General features: G+C 40.1%; 23 protein-coding genes. 12 read left to right on the forward strand and 11 right to left on the reverse strand.

The features are described from left to right. Nucleotides 1–338 precede the first annotated feature (338 nt). The 4 genes from FGM01_RS06060 to purN form a co-directional block, all read right to left on the reverse strand. Entirely contained in the window at nt 339–2,237 is a 1,899-nt protein-coding gene (locus FGM01_RS06060) for an amidophosphoribosyltransferase (protein ID WP_143410222.1), read from the reverse strand. 66 nt (nt 2,238–2,303) lie between these two features. Next, nucleotides 2,304–3,227, reverse strand: coding sequence for a PfkB family carbohydrate kinase (locus tag FGM01_RS06065; RefSeq protein ID WP_143410223.1), 924 nt, complete (start codon nt 3,225–3,227; stop codon nt 2,304–2,306). Between the two features lie 74 nt (nt 3,228–3,301). Beyond that, nucleotides 3,302–3,766 (reverse strand): ribonuclease HI, encoded by a 465-nt coding sequence (rnhA, locus tag FGM01_RS06070; protein ID WP_143410224.1) that lies wholly within the window; start codon nt 3,764–3,766, stop codon nt 3,302–3,304. Beyond that, nucleotides 3,766–4,362 carry a phosphoribosylglycinamide formyltransferase gene (gene purN / locus FGM01_RS06075; RefSeq protein WP_143410225.1) on the reverse strand — a complete coding sequence of 199 codons (597 nt, stop codon included), beginning with the start codon at nt 4,360–4,362 and terminating at the stop codon, nt 3,766–3,768. Before purN ends, rnhA begins: the two co-directional genes overlap by 1 nt. Before the next feature lie 147 nt (nt 4,363–4,509). Here purN and FGM01_RS06080 point away from each other — a divergent pair, with 147 nt between their 5' ends. The 5 genes from FGM01_RS06080 (at nt 4,510) to pyk (ending at nt 8,776) form a co-directional block, all read left to right on the forward strand. Then, nucleotides 4,510–4,746, forward strand: a complete 237-nt coding sequence (locus tag FGM01_RS06080) for an acyl carrier protein (RefSeq protein ID WP_013069791.1) — start codon at nt 4,510–4,512, stop codon at nt 4,744–4,746. A 14-nt stretch (nt 4,747–4,760) separates the two neighbouring features. Continuing rightward, a complete protein-coding gene (gene fabF, locus FGM01_RS06085) occupies nt 4,761–6,014 on the forward strand; it encodes a beta-ketoacyl-ACP synthase II (RefSeq protein WP_143410226.1) in 1,254 nt (417 codons plus the stop codon). 3 nt (nt 6,015–6,017) lie between these two features. Further along, nucleotides 6,018–6,749, forward strand: a complete 732-nt coding sequence (gene rnc / locus FGM01_RS06090) for a ribonuclease III (protein WP_143410227.1) — start codon at nt 6,018–6,020, stop codon at nt 6,747–6,749. Nucleotides 6,750–6,863: 114 nt separating this feature from the next. After that, on the forward strand, nt 6,864–7,346 hold the full coding sequence (locus FGM01_RS06095; RefSeq protein ID WP_143410228.1) for an IPExxxVDY family protein: 483 nt from the start codon (nt 6,864–6,866) through the stop codon (nt 7,344–7,346). After that, nucleotides 7,346–8,776 carry a pyruvate kinase gene (pyk, locus tag FGM01_RS06100; RefSeq protein ID WP_143410229.1) on the forward strand — a complete coding sequence of 477 codons (1,431 nt, stop codon included), beginning with the start codon at nt 7,346–7,348 and terminating at the stop codon, nt 8,774–8,776. The genes FGM01_RS06095 and pyk overlap by 1 nt, the downstream gene beginning before the upstream one ends. Nucleotides 8,777–8,836: 60 nt before the next feature. Here the strand turns inward: pyk and FGM01_RS06105 are convergent, their stop codons facing one another. Next, nucleotides 8,837–9,340 carry a lipocalin-like domain-containing protein gene (locus tag FGM01_RS06105; protein ID WP_143410230.1) on the reverse strand — a complete coding sequence of 168 codons (504 nt, stop codon included), beginning with the start codon at nt 9,338–9,340 and terminating at the stop codon, nt 8,837–8,839. A 6-nt stretch (nt 9,341–9,346) separates the two neighbouring features. Continuing rightward, nucleotides 9,347–10,438 carry a DNA polymerase IV gene (dinB, locus tag FGM01_RS06110; RefSeq protein WP_143410231.1) on the reverse strand — a complete coding sequence of 364 codons (1,092 nt, stop codon included), beginning with the start codon at nt 10,436–10,438 and terminating at the stop codon, nt 9,347–9,349. A gap of 85 nt (nt 10,439–10,523) precedes the next feature. Between dinB and FGM01_RS06115 the strand changes: the two genes are divergently transcribed. The 4 genes from FGM01_RS06115 to FGM01_RS06130 are packed head-to-tail and all read left to right on the forward strand — an operon-like array spanning nt 10,524 to nt 13,120. Then, nucleotides 10,524–11,210: an NAD(P)H-binding protein gene (locus FGM01_RS06115; RefSeq protein ID WP_341478028.1), complete on the forward strand. Its 687-nt coding sequence runs from the start codon at nt 10,524–10,526 to the stop codon at nt 11,208–11,210. A 7-nt stretch (nt 11,211–11,217) separates the two neighbouring features. Then, nucleotides 11,218–11,691 (forward strand): CYTH domain-containing protein, encoded by a 474-nt coding sequence (locus FGM01_RS06120; RefSeq protein WP_208012705.1) that lies wholly within the window; start codon nt 11,218–11,220, stop codon nt 11,689–11,691. Continuing rightward, on the forward strand, nt 11,688–12,188 hold the full coding sequence (locus tag FGM01_RS06125) for a YciI family protein (protein ID WP_143410232.1): 501 nt from the start codon (nt 11,688–11,690) through the stop codon (nt 12,186–12,188). The genes FGM01_RS06120 and FGM01_RS06125 overlap by 4 nt, the downstream gene beginning before the upstream one ends. A gap of 5 nt (nt 12,189–12,193) precedes the next feature. Beyond that, nucleotides 12,194–13,120: a DUF5996 family protein gene (locus FGM01_RS06130; RefSeq protein WP_243735765.1), complete on the forward strand. Its 927-nt coding sequence runs from the start codon at nt 12,194–12,196 to the stop codon at nt 13,118–13,120. Here FGM01_RS06130 and trxA read toward each other — a convergent pair. From trxA to FGM01_RS06145, 3 genes are all read right to left on the reverse strand, one after another. Beyond that, the gene (gene trxA / locus FGM01_RS06135; RefSeq protein WP_143410234.1) at nt 13,117–13,413 is read right to left on the reverse strand and encodes a thioredoxin; all 297 of its coding nucleotides are present in this window, start codon (nt 13,411–13,413) and stop codon (nt 13,117–13,119) included. The two genes, FGM01_RS06130 and trxA, sit on opposite strands and share 4 nt — an antisense overlap. A 62-nt stretch (nt 13,414–13,475) precedes the next feature. Then, nucleotides 13,476–14,324: a phosphatase PAP2 family protein gene (locus FGM01_RS06140; protein ID WP_143410235.1), complete on the reverse strand. Its 849-nt coding sequence runs from the start codon at nt 14,322–14,324 to the stop codon at nt 13,476–13,478. A gap of 198 nt (nt 14,325–14,522) precedes the next feature. Then, nucleotides 14,523–15,587 carry an isoaspartyl peptidase/L-asparaginase family protein gene (locus FGM01_RS06145; RefSeq protein WP_143410236.1) on the reverse strand — a complete coding sequence of 355 codons (1,065 nt, stop codon included), beginning with the start codon at nt 15,585–15,587 and terminating at the stop codon, nt 14,523–14,525. 211 nt (nt 15,588–15,798) lie between these two features. Between FGM01_RS06145 and FGM01_RS06150 the strand changes: the two genes are divergently transcribed. From FGM01_RS06150 to FGM01_RS06160, 3 genes are all read left to right on the forward strand, one after another. Continuing rightward, entirely contained in the window at nt 15,799–16,341 is a 543-nt protein-coding gene (locus tag FGM01_RS06150; protein WP_143410237.1) for a 3-hydroxyanthranilate 3,4-dioxygenase, read from the forward strand. Nucleotides 16,342–16,401: 60 nt separating this feature from the next. Beyond that, nucleotides 16,402–17,955: an L-piperidine-6-carboxylate dehydrogenase gene (gene amaB / locus FGM01_RS06155; protein ID WP_143410238.1), complete on the forward strand. Its 1,554-nt coding sequence runs from the start codon at nt 16,402–16,404 to the stop codon at nt 17,953–17,955. A gap of 161 nt (nt 17,956–18,116) precedes the next feature. Then, entirely contained in the window at nt 18,117–18,518 is a 402-nt protein-coding gene (locus tag FGM01_RS06160) for a YkvA family protein (RefSeq protein WP_143410239.1), read from the forward strand. A 63-nt stretch (nt 18,519–18,581) separates the two neighbouring features. Here the strand turns inward: FGM01_RS06160 and FGM01_RS06165 are convergent, their stop codons facing one another. After that, a complete protein-coding gene (locus tag FGM01_RS06165) occupies nt 18,582–19,139 on the reverse strand; it encodes a DUF3575 domain-containing protein (RefSeq protein ID WP_143410240.1) in 558 nt (185 codons plus the stop codon). 100 nt (nt 19,140–19,239) lie between these two features. Further along, nucleotides 19,240–20,244: an acyl-ACP desaturase gene (locus FGM01_RS06170; RefSeq protein ID WP_143410241.1), complete on the reverse strand. Its 1,005-nt coding sequence runs from the start codon at nt 20,242–20,244 to the stop codon at nt 19,240–19,242. Between the last annotated feature and the right edge of the window lie 61 nt (nt 20,245–20,305).

Consider the following 20,305-nt stretch of genomic DNA (forward strand, 5'->3'; position numbering starts at 1 on the left):
CTTTTTTTGCCCCAAATCTACCATGAACTTAACCTACTTATGCTATGGTATCTTAAAGATAAGAAGAAATTTCAGGGAAAATTAATTTTTTAGATGAACTACCGGTTAAATGGTTAAGATACTGAAAATCAATATATTGATAGTTTTCGAGTAATCTAATACAACATTATAGTGACCGGCGGGACATAAAAAAAGGCGGAATGAATTCCACCTTTTTTTGCCCCAAATCTACCATGAACTTAACCTACTTATGTTATGGTGATACTAATGTATATAGAATTATAGGCTATACAAAGAATAATAGACCAAGTGCAGAAATATCTGTTAAAGTGTAAACTTTAGTAAGCCCTGTCCGTTTTGCCTTCGTAAAAATTCATAAAAGCGCGATTCACAACCCTGTTCCCTCCTGCAGTTGGATAATCACCGGTAAAATACCAGTCGCCAAGATTTTTCGGACATGCTTTATGCAAGTTATCAACCGTTTGGTAAATAACCTTTACCTCTGCCTTCACATCTTTATCGCAAAGCAACTCAGAAATCTTATCTGAGATCTGCTCATTGGTAAATGGTTCATAGATCTCCTTGACAAAATTCTGTACTTCGCTATCACGCAGATCTACCTGGTCTCTACATTTTTTGTAGACTTTCTCGATAATGTCGTATTTGCCGCAATCCCTCAAAAGGTCCAGCGCTGCCCTAAAAGCTACCAGATCTTCCAGCCGGGCCATGTCAATACCATAACAATCTGGATATCTTATTTGTGGAGCAGAGGATACCACCACAATCTTTTTAGGTTTTAGCCTGTCCATCATTTTTATGATACTTTTCTTGAGGGTAGTTCCCCTAACAATACTATCATCGATAATGACCAGGTTATCATCCGGTTTTACCACTCCGTAGGTTACATCATACACATGGGCAACAAGATCGTCGCGGCTACTGTCTTCAGTGATGAAGGTTCTCAGCTTAACATCCTTTATAGCGATCTTTTCTGTTCTTAGTCGATGAGATAGGATCTCTTGCAGCCTTGCATCGGTTAAAGTTTCCTTTTCGTCGAGGATGGCTTCATTTTTTTGTTTGTTCAATTCATCCTGGGCAGCTTCTACCATTCCGTAGAAGGATGTTTCCGCAGTATTAGGAATAAAGGAAAAAACAGTCTTTAAAGTATCGTGTTCTATAGACTTTAAAACATCTGGCATTAAAAGGCGCCCCAGCATTTTACGCTCCTGGTATATTTCTGCATCGCTGCCTCGAGAAAAATAAATACGCTCAAAAGAACAGGCCTTCCTTTCCAGAGGTTCAATAATCTCAGTGATAGAGACCTCCCCGTTCTTTTTAGTAATGATAGCATTTCCCGGAGGTAATTCATGCACGTCATTAAAGTCTACGTTGAAAACCGTTTGAATAACCGGTCTTTCTGAGGCAACCACGACCACTTCATCATCCTTATAATAATAGGCAGGTCTTATCCCCGCAGGATCACGTAATACAAAAGAATCACCATGACCAATTAAGCCGGCCATAGCATACCCACCATCCCAGTTCTTGGAAGATTTCTTCAGGATCTTCGCGACATTTAATTTTTCTGCAATTATAGGTGAGGCTTCAACTTTGGAGTATCCTTCGTTTTTCAGCTTTTTGTAAAGTTTTCTAACTTCAGAATCTAAAAAATGACCAATCTTCTCCATTACGGTCACCGTATCTGCTCGCTCTTTAGGATGCTGCCCGAGTTCGACCAGATTATTGAACAGCTTATTTACATTGGTCATGTTGAAGTTTCCGGCAACAATCAGGTTTCTGTGCATCCAGTTATTCTGTCTCAAAAAAGGATGTACACTTTCGATACTGTTCTTGCCAAAAGTCCCGTATCTCACGTGGCCAAGAAAAACCTCGCCCAGGTAAGGGATATATCTTTTTTGCAAATCTGTATTGTCTGCATACTCAGGATTTGCTTTTATTTCATCATTGATCCTTTGATTTATCTGTTCAAAAATATCCTGAATTGGCTGAGCCTGGTTGGAACGCACCCGGCTTATATAACGCTCCCCGGGAATTGTATTGAGTTTGATACTTGCAAAACCGGCACCATCCTGCCCACGGTTATGTTGTTTCTCCATGAGGAGATACATCTTGTTTACTCCATAAAATGCGGTACCGTATTTTTCTTTATAATAGTCAAGAGGTTTTAAAAGCCTAATATGCGCAATTCCACATTCGTGTTTTATAGCATCACTCATAAGTTGTATTCTTAGGTATTTGTTGTGTTTGTCACAAAAAAAGCCCTGTAATTACAGGGCGTTATATTAATCAAGTTGTGTTTCGAATTGAGTTAATTTCCTGAACTCGTCAAGTCTCTTGTTTACTTCATCACCGGTTAGCGTTTGCATTCTTTCAGTTCCAAATTTCTCTACGCAGAAGGAGGCCAGGTTGGAACCATAGATGATGGCACTCTTCATATTTTCAAAAGAGATATTTCCTGTTCTGGCTAAGTATCCAATAAATCCGCCGGCAAATGTATCACCTGCTCCAGTAGGATCAAAGACTTCTTCCAAAGGAAGCGCCGGGGCAAAAAACACCTGGTCCTTGTGAAATAACAAGGCTCCGTGTTCACCTTTTTTAATCACAACATATTTTGGACCCATTTCCTCGATTTTTCTGGCGGCCTTAACCAAAGAATATTCACCGGATAGTTGCCTGGCTTCCTCATCATTGATCGTTATCACATCTACTCTGGCAATAACTTTCATTAGATCTTCCAGGGTATTGTCCATCCAGAAATTCATGGTATCCAGAACAACCAGTTTTGGATTTTTTACCTGATCCAGAACACTTAACTGTACTAAAGGATGCAGGTTACCCAGCATTACAAATTCTGAGTCCTTATGCGAATCTGGCACCACCGGTTTAAAATCTGCCAGTACATTTAACTGGGTGTCCAGGGTGTCTCTGGTATTCAGATCGTTATGATACTTTCCGCTCCAGAAGAAGGTCTTGCCTCCTTTAACAACTTCCAGTCCTTCTATATTTACATTGTTCTTTTCTAGCAGGTCAAGATATTCCTTTGGGAAATCTTCACCAACAACAGATACCACGGCACTTTCCACATCAAAGTTTGATGCCGAAAGACCGATGTAGGTAGCAGCACCACCAAGGATCTTGTCAGTTTTTCCAAAAGGAGTTTCAATAGCATCAAAGGCTACGGTTCCAACAATAAGTAATTTGCTCATAATAGATTTTAAAATTACGCTGCAAATATACAGTTTGTTTTTCAAGGTATAAACCTCAATTTCTCTACGAAATGTTAAGCTTTGTATCCTACATCTTCCGGAAGATTATTTCTTTTTGAGGCGCTAACCGCCAGGGCATCGCAACGCTCATTCTGGGGGTGGTCATTGTGCCCCTTGATCCACTGAAACTGTACTTCGTGTTTTCTAAGCTCTTTTAGAAGTTCTTTCCAGAGATCACTGTTCTTCCTGTTGATAAAGTTCTTTTTCTCCCAGCCATACAGCCAGCCCTTATTGACGGCATCTGCCACATATCTGGAATCTGTAAAAACCTTTACTGGCGTTCCGGGATTTTTTAATTGTTTCAGTGCGACAATAACCGCGAGTAGTTCCATGCGATTATTAGTGGTTTTTTTATAGCCATAGGAAAATTCCTTTCTGTAAGGTTTTCCAACCCATTCCATAACGATACCATAACCGCCGGGTCCCGGATTGCCACGAGCGGCACCATCGGTGTAAATATGAACTTTTGGTGTCTGCACTAATTATTTTTTTCGAGGATTTGCTGAATTACCTCCGGGAAGTGGCGGTATTCAAGCTCATGTATTTTACTGGCAAGGCTTTCTGCGGTGTCATTTTCATCTACGGGTGTAGTAGCCTGAAAAATAATCTGCCCATCATCATATTTTTCGTTGACATAGTGAATACTAATCCCGCTTTCCTTCTCTTTGTCTGCAATTACAGCTTCGTGGACCTTAGATCCATACATTCCTTTTCCTCCAAATTTTGGCAGAAGGGCTGGATGTATATTGATTACCCGGTCTGGAAATTCTTTGATGATCTTGGAAGGGAACAACCAGAGGAATCCGGCCAGAACGATCAGGTCGGGATTAATGTCTTTAATAATGTTCAAAACATCGTTGCTTTGGTAAAAAGCTTCCTTATCAAAAAGTAAGGCTTTCACGTTATGATTATGGGCTTTTTTCAAGGCACCTGCAGATCTGCGATTAGAAAATACCGCTACGACCTCTGTATTATCTGACTTTTGGAAGAATTTGATGATATTTTCGGCATTAGTACCGGAACCTGAGGCAAAAATTATAATCTTATTATTTCTTGCATTCTCTTTCTTACTCAAAATAAGGCTGTTAACATTTATTAGGATGTAAAATTAAAGGCTTTCAACGAATTTTATGTAAATTACCGCCACATTTTTAGAGTAAAAATCGGTTTTAAAATAAAGTTTTTTATTTTTGCCACCTAATCAAAATTAAAATAAAAAATTATGTCAGACATTGCATCAAGAGTAAAAGCTATTATCGTTGACAAATTGGGAGTTGACGAGAATGAAGTTGTAAACGAAGCCAGCTTCACCAACGACTTGGGTGCTGATTCACTAGACACAGTAGAATTGATTATGGAGTTTGAGAAGGAATTTGACATTCAGATCCCAGACGATCAGGCAGAAAACATTGCTACTGTAGGTCAGGCAATTTCATATATCGAAGACGCTAAGAAATAAAATCAACACACCATATGGAGTTAAAGCGAGTAGTAGTTACAGGCCTTGGTGCCTTAACCCCAATTGGTAACAATTTAGAGGAATATTGGGATGGACTAAAAAACGGTAAAAGTGGTAGCGCGCCTATCACTTATTTTGATACCGAAAAGTTCAAAACTAAATTCGCTTGCGAACTCAAAAATTTCAATCCCCTCGATCATTTTGACCGTAAAGAGGCAAGAAAACTTGATAGATTTGCTCAGTATGCCATGGTGGCTGCAGACGAAGCTATAGAAGATTCTGGCCTTGACCTGGATGCTGTAGATAAATACCGCGTTGGTGTTATCTGGGGTGCAGGTATTGGTGGATTAGAAACCTTTCAGAATGAGGTAATCAATTATGCTGAAGGTGACGGTTCTCCCAGATTCAATCCCTTTTTTATTCCAAAGATGATTGCAGATATTGCTCCTGGTAATATTTCTATCAAACATGGATTTATGGGGGCGAATTATACCACAGTATCTGCGTGTGCCTCCTCGGCTAATGCAATGATAGATGCCCTGAACAATATTCGGTTGGGCCACTGTGATGTAATTGTATCTGGAGGATCTGAAGCTGCGGTTACTATCGCTGGGATGGGTGGATTCAATGCAATGCATGCCCTGTCTACCAGAAATGATAGTCCCGAAACTGCTTCGAGACCATTTGATTCTACCCGTGATGGGTTTGTGCTGGGTGAAGGTGGAGGTGCTCTTATCTTAGAAGAATATGAGCATGCCAAAGCCCGTGGTGCAAAAATCTATGCCGAGGTGTTAGGTGGAGGATTATCTTCAGACGCTTACCACATGACGGCGCCGCATCCTGAAGGAGACGGAGTTGTAGCGGTCATGAAAAACTGCCTTAAGAACGCCAACTTGAAACCAGAAGATGTTGATGCGATCAACACTCATGGAACATCTACTCCTCTTGGAGATGTGGCAGAACTTAAAGCGATTACCAAAGTTTTTGGGGATCATGCCAAGAATATCAATATCAACTCGACCAAATCGATGACCGGTCATTTACTTGGTGCCGCAGGAGCGATAGAAGCAATAGCTGCTATACTTTCCATGAAGCACGGTTTAGTGCCGCCAACGATTAATCATGAGCATATTGATGAAAACATTGATCCACAGCTTAACCTTACCCTGAACAAAGCTCAAAAGAGAGATGTCAAGGTAGTGATGAGTAATACCTTTGGATTTGGCGGGCATAATGCCTGCGTGGTGTTTAAGAAACTTGACGAATAAACGATGAGCGTTATTCGTAACATATTAAATTCCCGTTCTGGACAAGGCGGGAATTTTTTTAATATACTTACTCAAATACTTGGATTTAAACCTAAATCCATTACTTACTATAAAAAAGCTTTTACCCACCGTTCCTTAAACCGAAAGGACGAAGAAGGGAATGCCATTAATTTTGAGCGCATGGAATTCCTAGGGGATGCTATGTTAAGTGCCGTGGTGGCTTCGCATCTTTATAAAGCTGTTCCGGGTGGCAACGAGGGTTATCTTACCAAGATGAGATCTAAGGTGGTAAGCCGTAAGCACCTGAATGAGCTTGGGAAAGACCTTGGACTTATAAAGCATGTTCAAACCAATATTCCCAAAGACCAGTTTGGGGTAAATATTCATGGGAATTTATTTGAAGCTCTGGTAGGCGCTATATATCTTGATCGTGGATATAAATATTGTAAGCGTTTTATTTACGAACGGGTAATTGATCCTTACGTAGACATTGAGCAGCTTGAAGGTAAGGTGATCAGCTATAAAAGCCTGGTGATAGAATGGTGCCAGAAGGAAAAGAAAGAGTTTGATTACGAGGTTTATGAAGACACCGGGAATGATGAATTAAAACATTTTGCGGTTAAACTAAGGATCAACAACCGGGTGGTGGCAAAAGCCAGGGCTACCTCCAAAAAGAAAGCCGAGGAAAAAGCATCGAAAAGAGCCTATTATGCCCTTCAGAATAAGATCGATTAAATTTTAAGGAATTGTCGCAAACTACAACGTTTTCGTAGAAAATTGTGAATTTTAGGGCCTTTAAATCTTCATTTTGTTAATCAAATAGTATCTTTAACCTTAAAGTGATAGTTTATGCAATCGCATAAAATTCTGGAAGTTGAAGATGATAACTTTAATTTAATCGCCATTTATTCCTCTTTGGAAGGATATAAGCTGGCGTATTTTTTAAATAAGCATCTTAAAATAAAACTCGAAAGAGAACCGCGGGATATAGACTTTAATCACACAGAATATGATGCTTTTTATGCATTGTTTTCTCATAAGGACCCCAATTCATATTATAGCCTTGACCTTGTTTGTAATAAATTTAAAGGGAAGCCAAAAAAGATCCTGAGTTCGGGATCGCTTTTCGCAGAGGAAGAATTGAGTCCGCAGGAAGTATATCTTATTCCTGAATATGATAAAGTGGATTATTTCCTTAAAATAAGTGAAGAGATCCAGCCCAGAGAATTTATGAAAGTACTTAACAAGATCGGGCAAATTCCCGGTGTTCAGGCTGCTTATGCAATTGATGTTGATAATCTGAAATCCAAACAAAATCTAATTTTCGAATAATGCCTACCAACAAGAAAACAAAAATAGTCGCTACACTGGGCCCTGCAACCAGTAGTAAAGATGTCTTAAGAAAAATGTTGCAGGAAGGTGTAAATGTATTCCGAATCAATTTCTCCCATGCCGATTACGAGGATGTAAAGGAGAGAATCCAGATGATTCGTGAATTAAATGAAGAAGATGGATTTAATGCAGCTATCCTGGGAGATCTTCAGGGTCCTAAACTAAGAGTTGGGGTCATGAAAGAGGAGGTGGTTGTTAGCGAAGGTGATGAGATCGTTTTTGCGACCGGAGAAGAATTTAAAGGAACTGCAGAAAGGGTTTATATGAATTACGATTCGTTTCCCAGGGATGTAAAAGCAGGTGAAAGGATACTTCTTGATGATGGAAAATTAATCTTCGAGGTGGTTACTACCAATAAGAAGAATGAGGTAAAGACCAAAGTGATCCAGGGAGGACCGTTGAAGTCCAAAAAAGGAGTAAACCTGCCAAATACAAATATCTCTCTTCCTGCTTTAACTGAAAAGGATGTTAGAGATGCCATCTTCGCCTGTGAAATAGGAGTAGACTGGATGGCCTTATCCTTTGTAAGACATGCTGAAGATCTTATCGAGCTTCAGAATCTTATTAAAGAGCATTCAGAATACAAGATCCCAATCGTTGCCAAAATTGAGAAACCAGAAGGGGTAGAGAACATAGATAAGATCGTTGCTTATTGCGACGGATTAATGGTTGCACGTGGAGATTTGGGTGTAGAAATTCCTGCGCAGGAAGTTCCTTTAATTCAGAAGAAACTTGTTTTAACGGCCAAAAAAGCCAGAATACCGGTAATTATTGCTACCCAGATGATGGAAACCATGATCACCAGTCTTACCCCTACCCGGGCAGAGGTAAATGATGTGGCGAATTCTGTAATGGACGGTGCAGATGCGGTGATGTTGAGTGGTGAAACTTCTGTTGGACAGTATCCGGTACAGGTAATCCAGAAAATGTCGCAGATCCTGGAAAGTGTAGAAAATTCTCCTTTGATCAAGGTTCCGCATGAACCTCCACACGTTAAGACAAAAAGATATATCACCAAGGCGGTTTGTTATCATGCAGCGCATATGGCTAACGAGATCAAAGCCAAGGCTATTTGTACACTTACCAATAGTGGATATACAGCTTTCCAGATCTCTGCATGGAGACCGGAGGCTCATATTTTAGTATTTACATCCAACAGAAGGATACTTAATCAATTAAGCCTGCTGTGGGGAGTTAAAGCTTTTTATTATGATAAGTTTGTAAGTACAGATGAAACCATCGATGATATTAACGATATGGCGAAAAAATATAAATTCGTGGAAGTTGGCGATTTCGCTATCAATCTTGCGGCTATGCCTATTACCGCAAAAGGGATGGTAAATACCTTAAGAGTATCTGAAATAGAATAGTACAATTAAATTTAAGTATAATAAACCGGGGACATATCAAAGGATATATTCCCGGTTTTTTTAATGGTGAAAATAACGGTCACCAATATCAAGATCTTCGCGTACTAAAATATCGGTTATCCTGCGATAAGTATCTCCATACTGCTTGTGCTTGAAAGAGATCTTTAAAGTGTCTTCGGTAAGTTTCAGGACCTTAAAATATTTGTAATCCTTCTCTGTATTTAAAAGTTTAGGTATGTCCGGACTGCTTATTTTTATAAATGAATTTCCTTCCGGACCTTTTTTAAAATTCCATTTCCCGGTCAAATTAGGGCCGCAGTCTCTGGTATCTTCATTATTGTCCTGTACAAGATGGTCTACCTTAAAGGTCTGGCGGTAGGCCATAAAACAAGGCCCCATATTCATGCGGATATCATCATTATAACGCCGGGCTATCTTCCAGGTTTTCGTACTGTCCCCATGTAAAAGCTGGTTGGCATTATCTGGAAGATGAAATGGTTTTTGGGAATCGCTGCAAGAAATAAAAGTAAACGCAAGCTGGAGAAAAAATAAACGGTATTTCATGAAAATTTAAAACCTGAACTTTAATTGTACAGAGATCTCTTTATCGATCTCTTTTGAAACTGCTTTTTCTGTATTTAAATTAGATAAACTGATTCCCAGAAGTCTTACTGAATTCTTCATTTTCTCCTGATATAATAGCTCTTTTGCAATTTCCAGGATCAGTTCTTTGCGGGCAATATAATAATTTACGGTCTTACTGCGCGTTTGGAGGGTGAAATCACTGTACTTTATTTTAAGAGTAACGGTTTTTCCGGCCACTTTACTTTTTTCGAGTCGACGTTCAATCTCTTCTGCTATATTTTTGAGTTTTTCGAGCATAAAAACTTCAGAAGAGATATTCTCATTAAAGGTTCTTTCTGCGCCCAGGGATTTTCTTGTTCGGTGAGGTTTGACTTCACTGTGGTGAATGCCGCGTACCACATTATAGAAATGCGAACCGCTTTTTCCAAAATGTTCGCTCAGGTATTCCTCGGTCTTTTCTTTGAGGTCCTTTCCGCTGAAAATACCCAGCCGATACATTTTTTCTGCTGTCACCTTTCCCACCCCGTAAAACTTCCTGATATCGAGGTCTTCAAGGAACTGTAAAACTTCTTCCGGAGGTACTGTTTTTTGTCCGTTAGGTTTGTTCACATCACTGGCGACCTTGGCTATAAACTTATTGATAGAAATTCCCGCAGAAGCATTCAGGCCGGTCTTTTCCTTTATCCTGTTACGAATCTGTTTTGCGATAAGCGTGGCGCTGGGAAGACCCTTTTTATTTTCAGTAACGTCTAAATAGGCCTCATCCAGAGACAAAGGTTCAACCAGGTCTGTATATTCATAGAACACTTCTCTTATCTGCCCGGAGATCTCCTTATATCTCTCAAAACGTGGTTTTACAAAGATAAGGTCAGGACAGTTCCTTTTTGCAATGACGCTGCTCATTGCACTGCGCACACCAAACTTTCTGGCTTCATAACTAGCAGCACTCACTACTCCTCTTTGAGAACTACCTCCAACCGCTACGGGTTTACCCCGAAGTTCCGGGTCATCTAGTTGTTCTACTGAAGCGTAAAAAGCATCCATATCGATATGGATAATTTTGCGAAGTTTTTCCACCTTGTAAATTTAGTGAAACTAATTTTCTGCTATATCTGTGGTAGCAAAATATGCATGCTGGTTTTCAAAAACATAAAACTTATCTTTGATAGAGAAGATATTCACGGCAATGGAACATAAAACGGCAATTATTCTGGGAGCTACCGGTTTAACAGGAAGTATACTGTTAGATAAGCTGCTTCGGGATGAAAGATATAGAAAAATAAAAGTATTTACCCGGAACCATGTAGCCCAGAAACATGAAAAGATCGAGGAGTACCTTATCGATCTTTTTGAACTTCATCAATTTAGTGAACTATTTCAGGGTGATGAGGTATACTGCTGTATAGGGACCACCCAGAGTAAAACACCAGACAGAGAAATGTACCGGAAGGTTGATTACTGTATCCCGGCCACAGCGGCAAAATTAGCACGTAAGAACAACATTAATACTTTCCAGGTGATCTCGGCTATGGGGGCAGATGAGCACAGCAGGATCTTTTATAACCGTGTTAAAGGCGAGATGGAAGGTGCAGTCATGGAACAGGGAATATTGAATACCTATATTTTACAACCTTCTCTAATTAGCGGAGACCGGGAGGAAAGGCGCCCTTTTGAATTTATTTTGAAGAAGATTATGAGTGTTGGTGATCATTTACTGGTTGGAAATTTGAAAAAATACAGAAGTATTCATCCTGAAACTATTGCAAATGCCATGATCATCCTTGCTAACAGGGAATATCAAAGCGGAAGAATTCAGAATGATGAGATTAAAAAAATAGCAGATAGTTAACTTGATAATGATAGAAATAGAAAGAAAGTTTTTAGTAAAGTCTGAGGATTTCAAGAAGGAGGCTTATAAAAAGACCTTTTTTGTTCAGGCCTATTTGAATACAGACCCGGAAAGGACAATTAGAATAAGGATTACAGACGATCATGCTTTCATGACCATTAAAGGCAGATCTACAGAAAACGGACTTAGCAGATTTGAATGGGAAAAGGAAATACCGGTGAGCGAAGCTAAGGAGTTACTTAAATTATGTGAGCCGGGAAAGATCGAAAAATATCGTTATCTCATTAAGCAGAACGATCATCTGTATGAGGTTGATGAATTCCTTGGAGATAACCAGGATCTTATCCTTGCAGAGGTGGAACTTCAGCAGGAAGAGGAAGAATTTTCCAGGCCACAATGGCTAGGCGAAGAAGTTACCGGAGATATAAATTATTATAATTCTAATTTAATTAATAACCCTTATAAGAATTGGAAACAATGAGAAATGTATTAATACTGATAGGTGCTTTGTTTGTTATAGGCTGTGGGGATGAATCTAAACAGGAAAATACAGATTTAATCAGTGCTGAGGTTAAGAAAGAAACACCAGATAAAGAGGATATCGCCTCTCTGGAAGCGCGGTTAAAAAAGGAGGGATACCAGACTTTTAGTTATAAATCTGGGGATACCACCTATTTAATGCAGCAATATTTTATGGTATTTTTAAAATCGGGTACCACCCGAAGTCAGGATTCAACAGAAGCTGCTGAATTGCAAAAGAAACATCTGGAGCACCTCTCGAGGCTTTATGAAGATGGATATACCAGCCTTACAGGACCTATGGGGGATGATGGTGACATAAGAGGAATTGTTGTTTTTAATACGGCAACTCAGAAAGAGGCAGATAGTCTGGCCAGGCTGGACCCTATGGTGAAGGCAGGCAGGCTGGAAGTCGAAGTGCATCCCTGGTGGGTTGCTAAGGGCGGCAAATTAAAATAAATATTATGGCTACACATGTATTACCAGATCTAAAGTATACCGGGCACGAAAAGAATAAGCTAACTCTGCATCTGTTTTTTCAGATTATGGGAAAGATAAGAATGAGTTTTGCGCCCAGGAAAAATCACTGGTGGTACATAACCCTGTATGTGAATGAAAAAGGCTTTACCACCGGCCCGATTTCTATAAATGAAGGCTTTGATAGCTTTTCTATCACGATGAATATTCCTGAGCATAGGGTGGAAGTATTCCATAGTGCCGGCGATCTAAGGTCTTTTCGCCTGGAAAAGAATTTAAGTGTGGCAGATTTTTATAACTACCTGTGTAGTATTCTGAAAGAACTTGATATTGTGGTAGGTATTAAAGCCGAACCTTATGAATTAAATATGAAGAAAAGGTTTTCAGAAATTGTAGAATATGAACATTACCATAAAAAATATACAAATACCTATTGGAAAACTTTTCTATGGATAAGTTCAGTATTTAAGGAATTTAGCGGAAGGTTTTATGGTAAAACCTGTCCTGTCCATTTATACTGGCATTCTATGGACCTTGCCGTAACCAGGTTTTCCGGGAAAAAGGCGCCAGCAATGGATGCAGATGCCAGTATTCCCAATAAAGATGCCTATAGCCATGAATGTATAAGCTTTGGATTCTGGGCCGGAGATGAAAATATGCCCGAACCTGCTTTCTATTCCTATACCTTCCCATCACCCGAGGGTCTTGAAGAACAAAAATTAGAGCCGGAAAGTGCAAATTGGATCATGAATAATGGAAGTCCCATGGCAGTACTCACCTATGCAGAGCTTCAAAAACAGGATGAACCGAAAAAGGTTTTACTGGAATTTCTGGAATCTGCTTACCAGGCAGGTGCCTGGCTGGCAGGATGGGATATTGAGCATTTCAATGTACCCGGTTTAAAAGAGCTTTAGACAGATTCGATCATATTTTTGATCTCCTCTTTCGGCAAAACTCCAGATTTTCGCCACATTTGATTTCCATTCTTAAAAAGGATCATGGTGGGAACTCCGCGAACCTGATATCTCGAGGCCAGTGTCTGGTTCTTATCAACATCTATTTTAACAATTTTCACTTTATCACCAAGATCTTCCTTCACCTGTTTGAGGATTGGAGCCAGGGATTTGCAAGGTCCGCACCAATCAGCATAGAAATCTATGAGCACAGGTGTTTCGCTATTAATTATTTCGTTGAAGCTACTTTTCATAGGTACTGAATTTTGAATTCTAAAGATAATAATTAGCCATGAGGATAATATTTAAAGGCTGGTTAAAAAGTACCGGTAATCCCTATTCTTCCCAGGCCTACATTCATTTTCCAGCTGATGGGCTTCTTTTTCTCATAACCATAATCCCGTTCAAAACTTAAATACTTATCTATAGTGTCTACCACAACCACACTAATGGCGAGGCTCAGCCCAACATCTGTAAGCCAGTGAGCACCATCCCAGAGTCGGGAAACCGGGGAGATCAATCCAACACCAATTAAACCGGCCCGTAAGAAAGGATTTTCGAATTGTTTGGATAAGGCATATAAAGTGGTAAAAGCAAGAATGGTATGCCCAGAAGGGAAAGAATGAAAATCACCTTCATTGCTGAATGGTTTAAAACTACCTTTTCCTTCCCCGGCTCCTGGCCGGGCGCGACCTACAACAGTTTTGGAGATAGACTGAATTATGCCGGAAGCTGTGGCAGCAGAAATCATTAATACCCCAGTCTTCCTGATTTTTTCATTTTTGGTAAATAGCCCGGTGAGGTAAACCGCTCCGGTAATACCGTAATTATTCTGTGGACTACCAAAATACCAGCCAAAATCACGCACCACTCCAGGTACATCTTCTTTCTGATCTATAAAGTAATCACTGGTTTCCTCATCAAATATATAAAGAAAGGCAGTTCCTGCAACTACAGCTCCCGCAGTAATAAAATCGTCTTTCTGCCATTTCAATGGCGCAGTATAGGTTCTTTTAATTCCACCCAAAGCGCTGGAGCCATCATACTTTAAAAGCTCCCATGTAGTCGGGATGCTGTCCTGCTCAACCAGGCCCTGGGCTAGTAACGGGCGCGATAAAACAAGACTTAGAATTAAGAATATGCAGAGCAGTAATTTTTCTTTCATATTAGATATTCAGGCAAATATTTGGGACGATGGGTCATTTCGAGCCCACGTCTGTAGATTTTTGTTATATCCAATTCATCATTGTCAGGCATCCAGACCCTTTTTTATAATTATCACTAAAATAAAGTGATTTGAGAATTTTACTTGCCCAATATTGATCTCTCCCAAATCCACATGTGAGAAATCACAGAAAGCAGTTTACTTCTTTTCGTTTTCGCTGTATAATCCCATGGTAAGTTCTCCATTTTTGTTCATGGCAGCGCGGTACATGCCAGAGGTATTGAATTCCATAGCCACATTCCCCTGGTGATCTATCGCAATGATACCTCCATTTCCGCCAAGTTCAGGCAATTTTTTCTGAATGACTTCCTGTGCCGCTTCCTGCAGAGTAACACCTTTGTACTCCATCATTGCTGAAATATCATAAGCAACCACACCCCTGATAAAGAACTCTCCCCAGCCGGTGCTGGAAACCGCACAGGTTTTATTGTTGGCATAAGTGCCTGCGCCAATAATCGGGGCGTCTCCAATGCGATTATATTTCTTGTTGGTCATCCCTCCGGTGGAGGTGCCGGCAGCCAGGTTTCCATATTTGTCCAGGGCAGCGCATCCTACTGTTCCAAATTTCTCGTCTTTGATAAATGGATCGTAAAAAGCAGTTTTGTTATTTTTTTCTTGCTCACGATCCCTTACCCTTTCCATGGATTTGTAGCGGTTTTCGGTATAGAAATATTCAGGATCTACGATCTCCAGACCCTGTTCCTCTGCAAATTGCTCTGCTCCCTTACCTGCCAGCATCACGTGTTCTGAATTTACCATCACCTCATAGGCCAGGTTTATTGGGTTTTTTACGTTAGTTACCCCGGCGACCGCACCGGCATTTAAAGTTTTACCTTCCATAATGGAGGCATCCAGTTCATTTTTTCCTTCATTGGTAAAAACAGCTCCTTTAGCCGAATTGAACAACGGGCTGTCTTCCATGATATTGATGGTTCTTTGCACGGCTTCTAGGGCTGTGCCACCATTTGCAAGAATTTCATGCCCGGTTCTTATGGCTTCCTCCAGTTTTATCTTATACGCCTGTTCCAGCGAGTCGCTCATATTTTCCTTCTTTATATTACCGGCGCCGCCATGCAGAACAATTCCAAAATCAGGCAGGCTATCCTCCTGAGTGGCAATCTCCGGTTGATTCGCAGATAAATCCCGGTTTTCTTTACATGCAAGCAATAAAAGTAGGCTGAATAGGTAAAATATGTTTTTCATGTTGGATTTTTTGAAACCTGAAGGTACTAAAAAGTTTAAATTTAACTGCGCCAGCGATAGAAGTGGAAAGCCCGCAGGAGCCTTTAGGCGACGAGGACTTGCAACAGATAGCGCGGTACCCTTATTTAAGGGTAGGCGCCCCCATAGATATTAAGATTATACTTGGACTTTTCTAAAAAGTAATGATTAATTTTAGTGAAAATTAGAATATATGCCGGTTAATGAGCCTTTTAATTTAAACAAATGGATTGAACAGAATCGTGATTCTTTGAAACCTCCTGTGGGAAACAGGAATCTTTATAAGGAATCTGGAGATTATATCGTGATGGTCGTAGCAGGCCCAAATGCCCGCAAAGATTACCATTATAATGAAACCGAGGAGCTGTTCTATCAACTGGAGGGTAATATAAAGGTTCATATACAGGAAGATGGCAAGAAGAAAACCATGCATTTAGGTCCCGGTGATATGTATTTGCACCCGGGAAAGATGCCGCATTCGCCAGAAAGAGGAGAGAATTCAATAGGACTGGTGGTAGAGCGAAAGCGAATAGGAGAATCTGGCAAGGACGGGTTATTATGGTTCTGTGATAATTGCAATCATAAATTATACGAGGTGTACTTCCCGCTGCAGGATATTGAAACCGATTTTTTAAAACATTTCAGGCACTTCTACAATAGTGAGGAACTACGAACCTGCGATAATTGCGGGGAGGTCATGCCGGTTGATCCAAGATTCATTTCTAAAGAGGAATAGCGGTTTATTTTTCCTATTTTCGCAACAACTACACAAATTAATCGATAAAAACGCAAATTAATGAGCAAAATTGCTGAAGAATTCGGGATTAAACAAGCCCTGAAAGATTTAGGATTGAACGAGATCAATAATGGTACTTCCACCGGAACCGATTGGTTTAGTAATGGAGAAATTCTTGAATCATATTCCCCTGTGGACGGTGCTTTAATTGGTAAAGTAAAAGCCACAACAAAAGAAGATTATGAAAAAGTGATCACTACCGCTGAAAAAGGTTTTAAAGAATGGAGAACCTGGACGGCACCACAGCGTGGCGAAGTAGTGAGACAATTTAATGACGAGTTAAGAAGATTAAAAGAGCCACTGGGTAAACTTGTTTCTTACGAGATGGGAAAATCTTACCAGGAAGGTCTTGGAGAAGTTCAGGAAATGATAGATATCTGTGATTTTGCGGTTGGACTTTCGCGCCAGTTATATGGTTTGACCATGCATAGCGAACGCCCGGGACACAGAATGTATGAGCAATACCATCCCCTTGGAGTGGTTGGAATCATTTCTGCATTTAATTTCCCGGTAGCGGTCTGGGCCTGGAATACGGCTCTGGCCTGGGTATGTGGTGATGCCTGCATCTGGAAGGGATCTGAAAAAACCCCGCTTACTTCTGTTGCCTGCCAGAATATTGCAGAAAGAGTATTTAAAGAGAATGATGTGCCGGCAGGGGTTTCCTGTTTGATCTCCGGCGACTATAAGGTTGGCCAAATGATGACCACAGATGATCGTGTGCCTTTGATCTCTGCAACCGGATCTATAAGAATGGGTAAAATCGTAGCCCAGGCTGTAGCAGCCAGACTTGGTAAGACGCTTCTGGAGTTAGGCGGAAATAATGCAATTATCGTTACCCCAGATGCTAATATTAAAAATACAGTAATTGGAGCTGTTTTTGGAGCTGTAGGTACCTGCGGGCAACGATGTACCTCTACCAGAAGGTTGATTGTACACGAAGATATTTACGATAAGGTAAAAGATGCTATCGTGAACGCATACAAACAAATAAGAATTGGAAATCCGCTTGATGAGAATAACCATGTAGGACCACTTATAGATAAAGATGCCGTGAAAAATTACCAGGCTGCTCTAGATAAGGTAGTTGAAGAAGGTGGAAAAATACTGGTTGAAGGTGGAGTGCTTGAAGGTGAAGGTTACGAAAGTGGATGCTACGTAAAACCTGCCATCGCTGAAGCTGAAAATCATTTCGAGATCGTTCAGCACGAGACTTTCGCGCCGGTACTTTATATCATGAAATATTCAGGAGATGTAAGTGATGCATTAAAACTTCAAAACGGAGTTAAACAGGGACTATCTTCTGCGATCATGACCAATAACCTTAGGGAGGCTGAAAGGTTCCTGTCTGCAGAAGGTTCAGATTGCGGTATTGCCAACGTAAATATTGGTACATCGGGAGCTGAAATCGGCGGAGCCTTTGGTGGCGAAAAAGAAACCGGCGGAGGTCGCGAAAGTGGATCTGATGCCTGGAAGGTTTATATGAGAAGACAAACCAATACCATTAATTATACAACCGAATTACCGCTGGCACAGGGAATCAAATTTGACCTGTAATCCAGTTTTTTTGAGTGTTAATCAAAGCCCCGGAACTATCCGGGGCTTTTTTTATTTTCTGATTATCATGTTACTACGTTAAATTGGACTTAAATAGGCCGAAGAGATTTGTCCTGAGGGATAACATTCTTTATTTTCGGCAAAGATTAAAATTTAAGAAAATGAACGAGATTTCCAGAGAACAGGCCGAGGAAGAGCTTTCCAGAAGGACCGAGAAATTTGAAAAGGATGATGTAAAAAAGGTTATTGATAAAGAAGAGAAGATCCTCGATAAATTTGAGAATAAAGGGAAATTAAAAAGATATTTTGATGATGCAATGCTGTTGTTTTCTTTGGTAAAGGATTATGCCAGCGGTGAATACAGGGAAATCCCATTCAATATAGTCGCTGCTGCAGGTGCAGCACTGCTATATGTGTTATCACCTATAGATCTTATTCCTGATTTTATCCCGATTGTAGGATATCTTGATGATGCTGCCGTAGTAGCATTTTGCCTTAACCTGATGGAGAAAGACCTGGTTACCTATAAAATATGGAAAGATAGCAGGACCAGTAATGCTTAAATATCTAACATAAAAAAACCCGCTACATTAAATAGCGGGTTTTTTTATGTTTTTATTTCAATATTAGAACCTGTATCCAATATTGAATCCGGCATTGAATTCTATCGCAGAAAACCTGTCTTTAACCTCATCGCTAAAGTTTCTGCCCACATTAACAAAGGGACCTAAAACGAAAGTGTCGTTAAAATTCCATTTATAACCTGACCCTATACCTATAATAAAAGAATTCATATCTGTTACCACATTGTTATTTGGTGCTGGCTCCTGGAGGTTACCGGCATCCTCTGTAAATTCACCAGTACGATACTTAAAAAAGGGATTAATATATAGTCCGGATGCATCATACTCATCCCCGAAATAATAATTATAACCTAACTTAAAACTATTGGTATCAAATTTACGGCTGCCTTTTTCTGAATGATAATTTATCCGGTCATTAATAAGCACCACTCCCTCAATAGACTGGTGATCATCTATAAATCTTTCATAACCAAATTCTACAGAGGCTATCGCGATGGTATTAATGATATTCAATTTTATTTCATTTTGTTTATCTCCACTTTGAGAATATCCCACTTTAAAAGTGGCAATAAGGATCAGGGCAAATAATATTTTTTTCATAAGAATTTGTTAGTCAGTTTGTTCAATTTAAAAGGTACATCAAAAAACCCTGCGGTGATATAGCAGGGTTTTATTATATGTTCTAATATAAAGTAAATTATTAAACCACTCCGTTGGCTTCCACCCATTTAAATTTATGTTGATCCTGAGGGATGGAAATCCTGTCGGCAATCCTGATCATCCTATCGGGCAGGGCCATTAGATAATCACGGGCTTTTTCAGCTTCATCTGTTAACGCACGCATTTTATCTATTTCCCAGTAATCATTGAGTTTTTTCAGAATGTCGATATAGTCGTAAGTCGTATAAACACCCAGCCTTTGAGCGGCATTTGAGAAATTCTCAAAAGCTGCAGCTATATCATCTCCAGATTCCCTGATGAATTGTGCCGGCATAACGATCTTCTTTTTCATCATATCATGGAAGGCCAGCATCATCTCGCTGGGATCATGCTCAAAAATAGTTTTTACAAATTCCCTGTAAGCCATGTAGTGTCTCATCTCGTCACCGGCGATGATATTACACATTTTGCTCAGCATTTTGTTTCCTTTTTTCTTTGCCAGCTGTCCTACACGCTTATGGGAGATATTCGTGGCCAGTTCCTGGAAACTTGTGTAGATGAAATTACGATATGGATCCCTGCCCGTACCAATATCAAATCCATCATTGATAAGGTGTTGGGTGGTTTTCTCTATCTCCTTCATATCCACCCTTCCAGAAAGATAAAGATATTTGTTCAGCGTATCACCATGCCGGTTTTCTTCCCCGGTCCAGTGGCGAACCCATTTCGCCCAGCCATTCTGCTCTCCTCTTTGTGCCCCATGTTGCTCAACACCTTCCATATCCATTAGCCAGGATTCATAGGTAGGTAAAGCTTCTTCGGTAACCATATCTGCAACCAGGACCACCCAGAAGTCATAACCAAGTTCCTTGGCTTCTTCTCTAATCTGGTGTACGTCTTCAAAACCTGATTCATCCTGAAGATTAGGCAGCAGGTCTGTAGGTTGCCATATTTCTTCTACGGGGATCAGGTATTTTTCGATAAAACCCTGCACAGATTTCTCCACCGTCTGCATTACTTCTAATCGTATATTGTTTAAGGCCATTTATTTTTCTTATTGTTATTATTCTTAAAGATGTTAATTCTCAAAAACCAGGCTTATCCTT

The organism is Christiangramia sabulilitoris, assembly GCF_007050985.1.
In the GTDB taxonomy this organism is placed as follows: Bacteria; Bacteroidota; Bacteroidia; order Flavobacteriales; family Flavobacteriaceae; genus Christiangramia; species Christiangramia sabulilitoris.

What these genes read in the sequence shown, in the direction of transcription:
- FGM01_RS06060 (WP_143410222.1), bottom strand. Translation starts at nt 2,237, where the DNA reads ATGAGTGATGCTATAAAACACGAATGTGGAATTGCGCATATTAGGCTT.
- FGM01_RS06065 (WP_143410223.1), bottom strand. Translation starts at nt 3,227, where the DNA reads ATGAGCAAATTACTTATTGTTGGAACCGTAGCCTTTGATGCTATTGAA.
- FGM01_RS06080 (WP_013069791.1), top strand. Translation starts at nt 4,510, where the DNA reads ATGTCAGACATTGCATCAAGAGTAAAAGCTATTATCGTTGACAAATTG.
- fabF (WP_143410226.1), top strand. Translation starts at nt 4,761, where the DNA reads ATGGAGTTAAAGCGAGTAGTAGTTACAGGCCTTGGTGCCTTAACCCCA.
- rnc (WP_143410227.1), top strand. Translation starts at nt 6,018, where the DNA reads ATGAGCGTTATTCGTAACATATTAAATTCCCGTTCTGGACAAGGCGGG.
- FGM01_RS06095 (WP_143410228.1), top strand. Translation starts at nt 6,864, where the DNA reads ATGCAATCGCATAAAATTCTGGAAGTTGAAGATGATAACTTTAATTTA.
- pyk (WP_143410229.1), top strand. Translation starts at nt 7,346, where the DNA reads ATGCCTACCAACAAGAAAACAAAAATAGTCGCTACACTGGGCCCTGCA.
- FGM01_RS06105 (WP_143410230.1), bottom strand. Translation starts at nt 9,340, where the DNA reads ATGAAATACCGTTTATTTTTTCTCCAGCTTGCGTTTACTTTTATTTCT.
- FGM01_RS06120 (WP_208012705.1), top strand. Translation starts at nt 11,218, where the DNA reads ATGATAGAAATAGAAAGAAAGTTTTTAGTAAAGTCTGAGGATTTCAAG.
- FGM01_RS06125 (WP_143410232.1), top strand. Translation starts at nt 11,688, where the DNA reads ATGAGAAATGTATTAATACTGATAGGTGCTTTGTTTGTTATAGGCTGT.
- FGM01_RS06130 (WP_243735765.1), top strand. Translation starts at nt 12,194, where the DNA reads ATGGCTACACATGTATTACCAGATCTAAAGTATACCGGGCACGAAAAG.
- trxA (WP_143410234.1), bottom strand. Translation starts at nt 13,413, where the DNA reads ATGAAAAGTAGCTTCAACGAAATAATTAATAGCGAAACACCTGTGCTC.
- FGM01_RS06140 (WP_143410235.1), bottom strand. Translation starts at nt 14,324, where the DNA reads ATGAAAGAAAAATTACTGCTCTGCATATTCTTAATTCTAAGTCTTGTT.
- FGM01_RS06145 (WP_143410236.1), bottom strand. Translation starts at nt 15,587, where the DNA reads ATGAAAAACATATTTTACCTATTCAGCCTACTTTTATTGCTTGCATGT.
- FGM01_RS06150 (WP_143410237.1), top strand. Translation starts at nt 15,799, where the DNA reads ATGCCGGTTAATGAGCCTTTTAATTTAAACAAATGGATTGAACAGAAT.
- amaB (WP_143410238.1), top strand. Translation starts at nt 16,402, where the DNA reads ATGAGCAAAATTGCTGAAGAATTCGGGATTAAACAAGCCCTGAAAGAT.
- FGM01_RS06160 (WP_143410239.1), top strand. Translation starts at nt 18,117, where the DNA reads ATGAACGAGATTTCCAGAGAACAGGCCGAGGAAGAGCTTTCCAGAAGG.
- FGM01_RS06165 (WP_143410240.1), bottom strand. Translation starts at nt 19,139, where the DNA reads ATGAAAAAAATATTATTTGCCCTGATCCTTATTGCCACTTTTAAAGTG.
- FGM01_RS06170 (WP_143410241.1), bottom strand. Translation starts at nt 20,244, where the DNA reads ATGGCCTTAAACAATATACGATTAGAAGTAATGCAGACGGTGGAGAAA.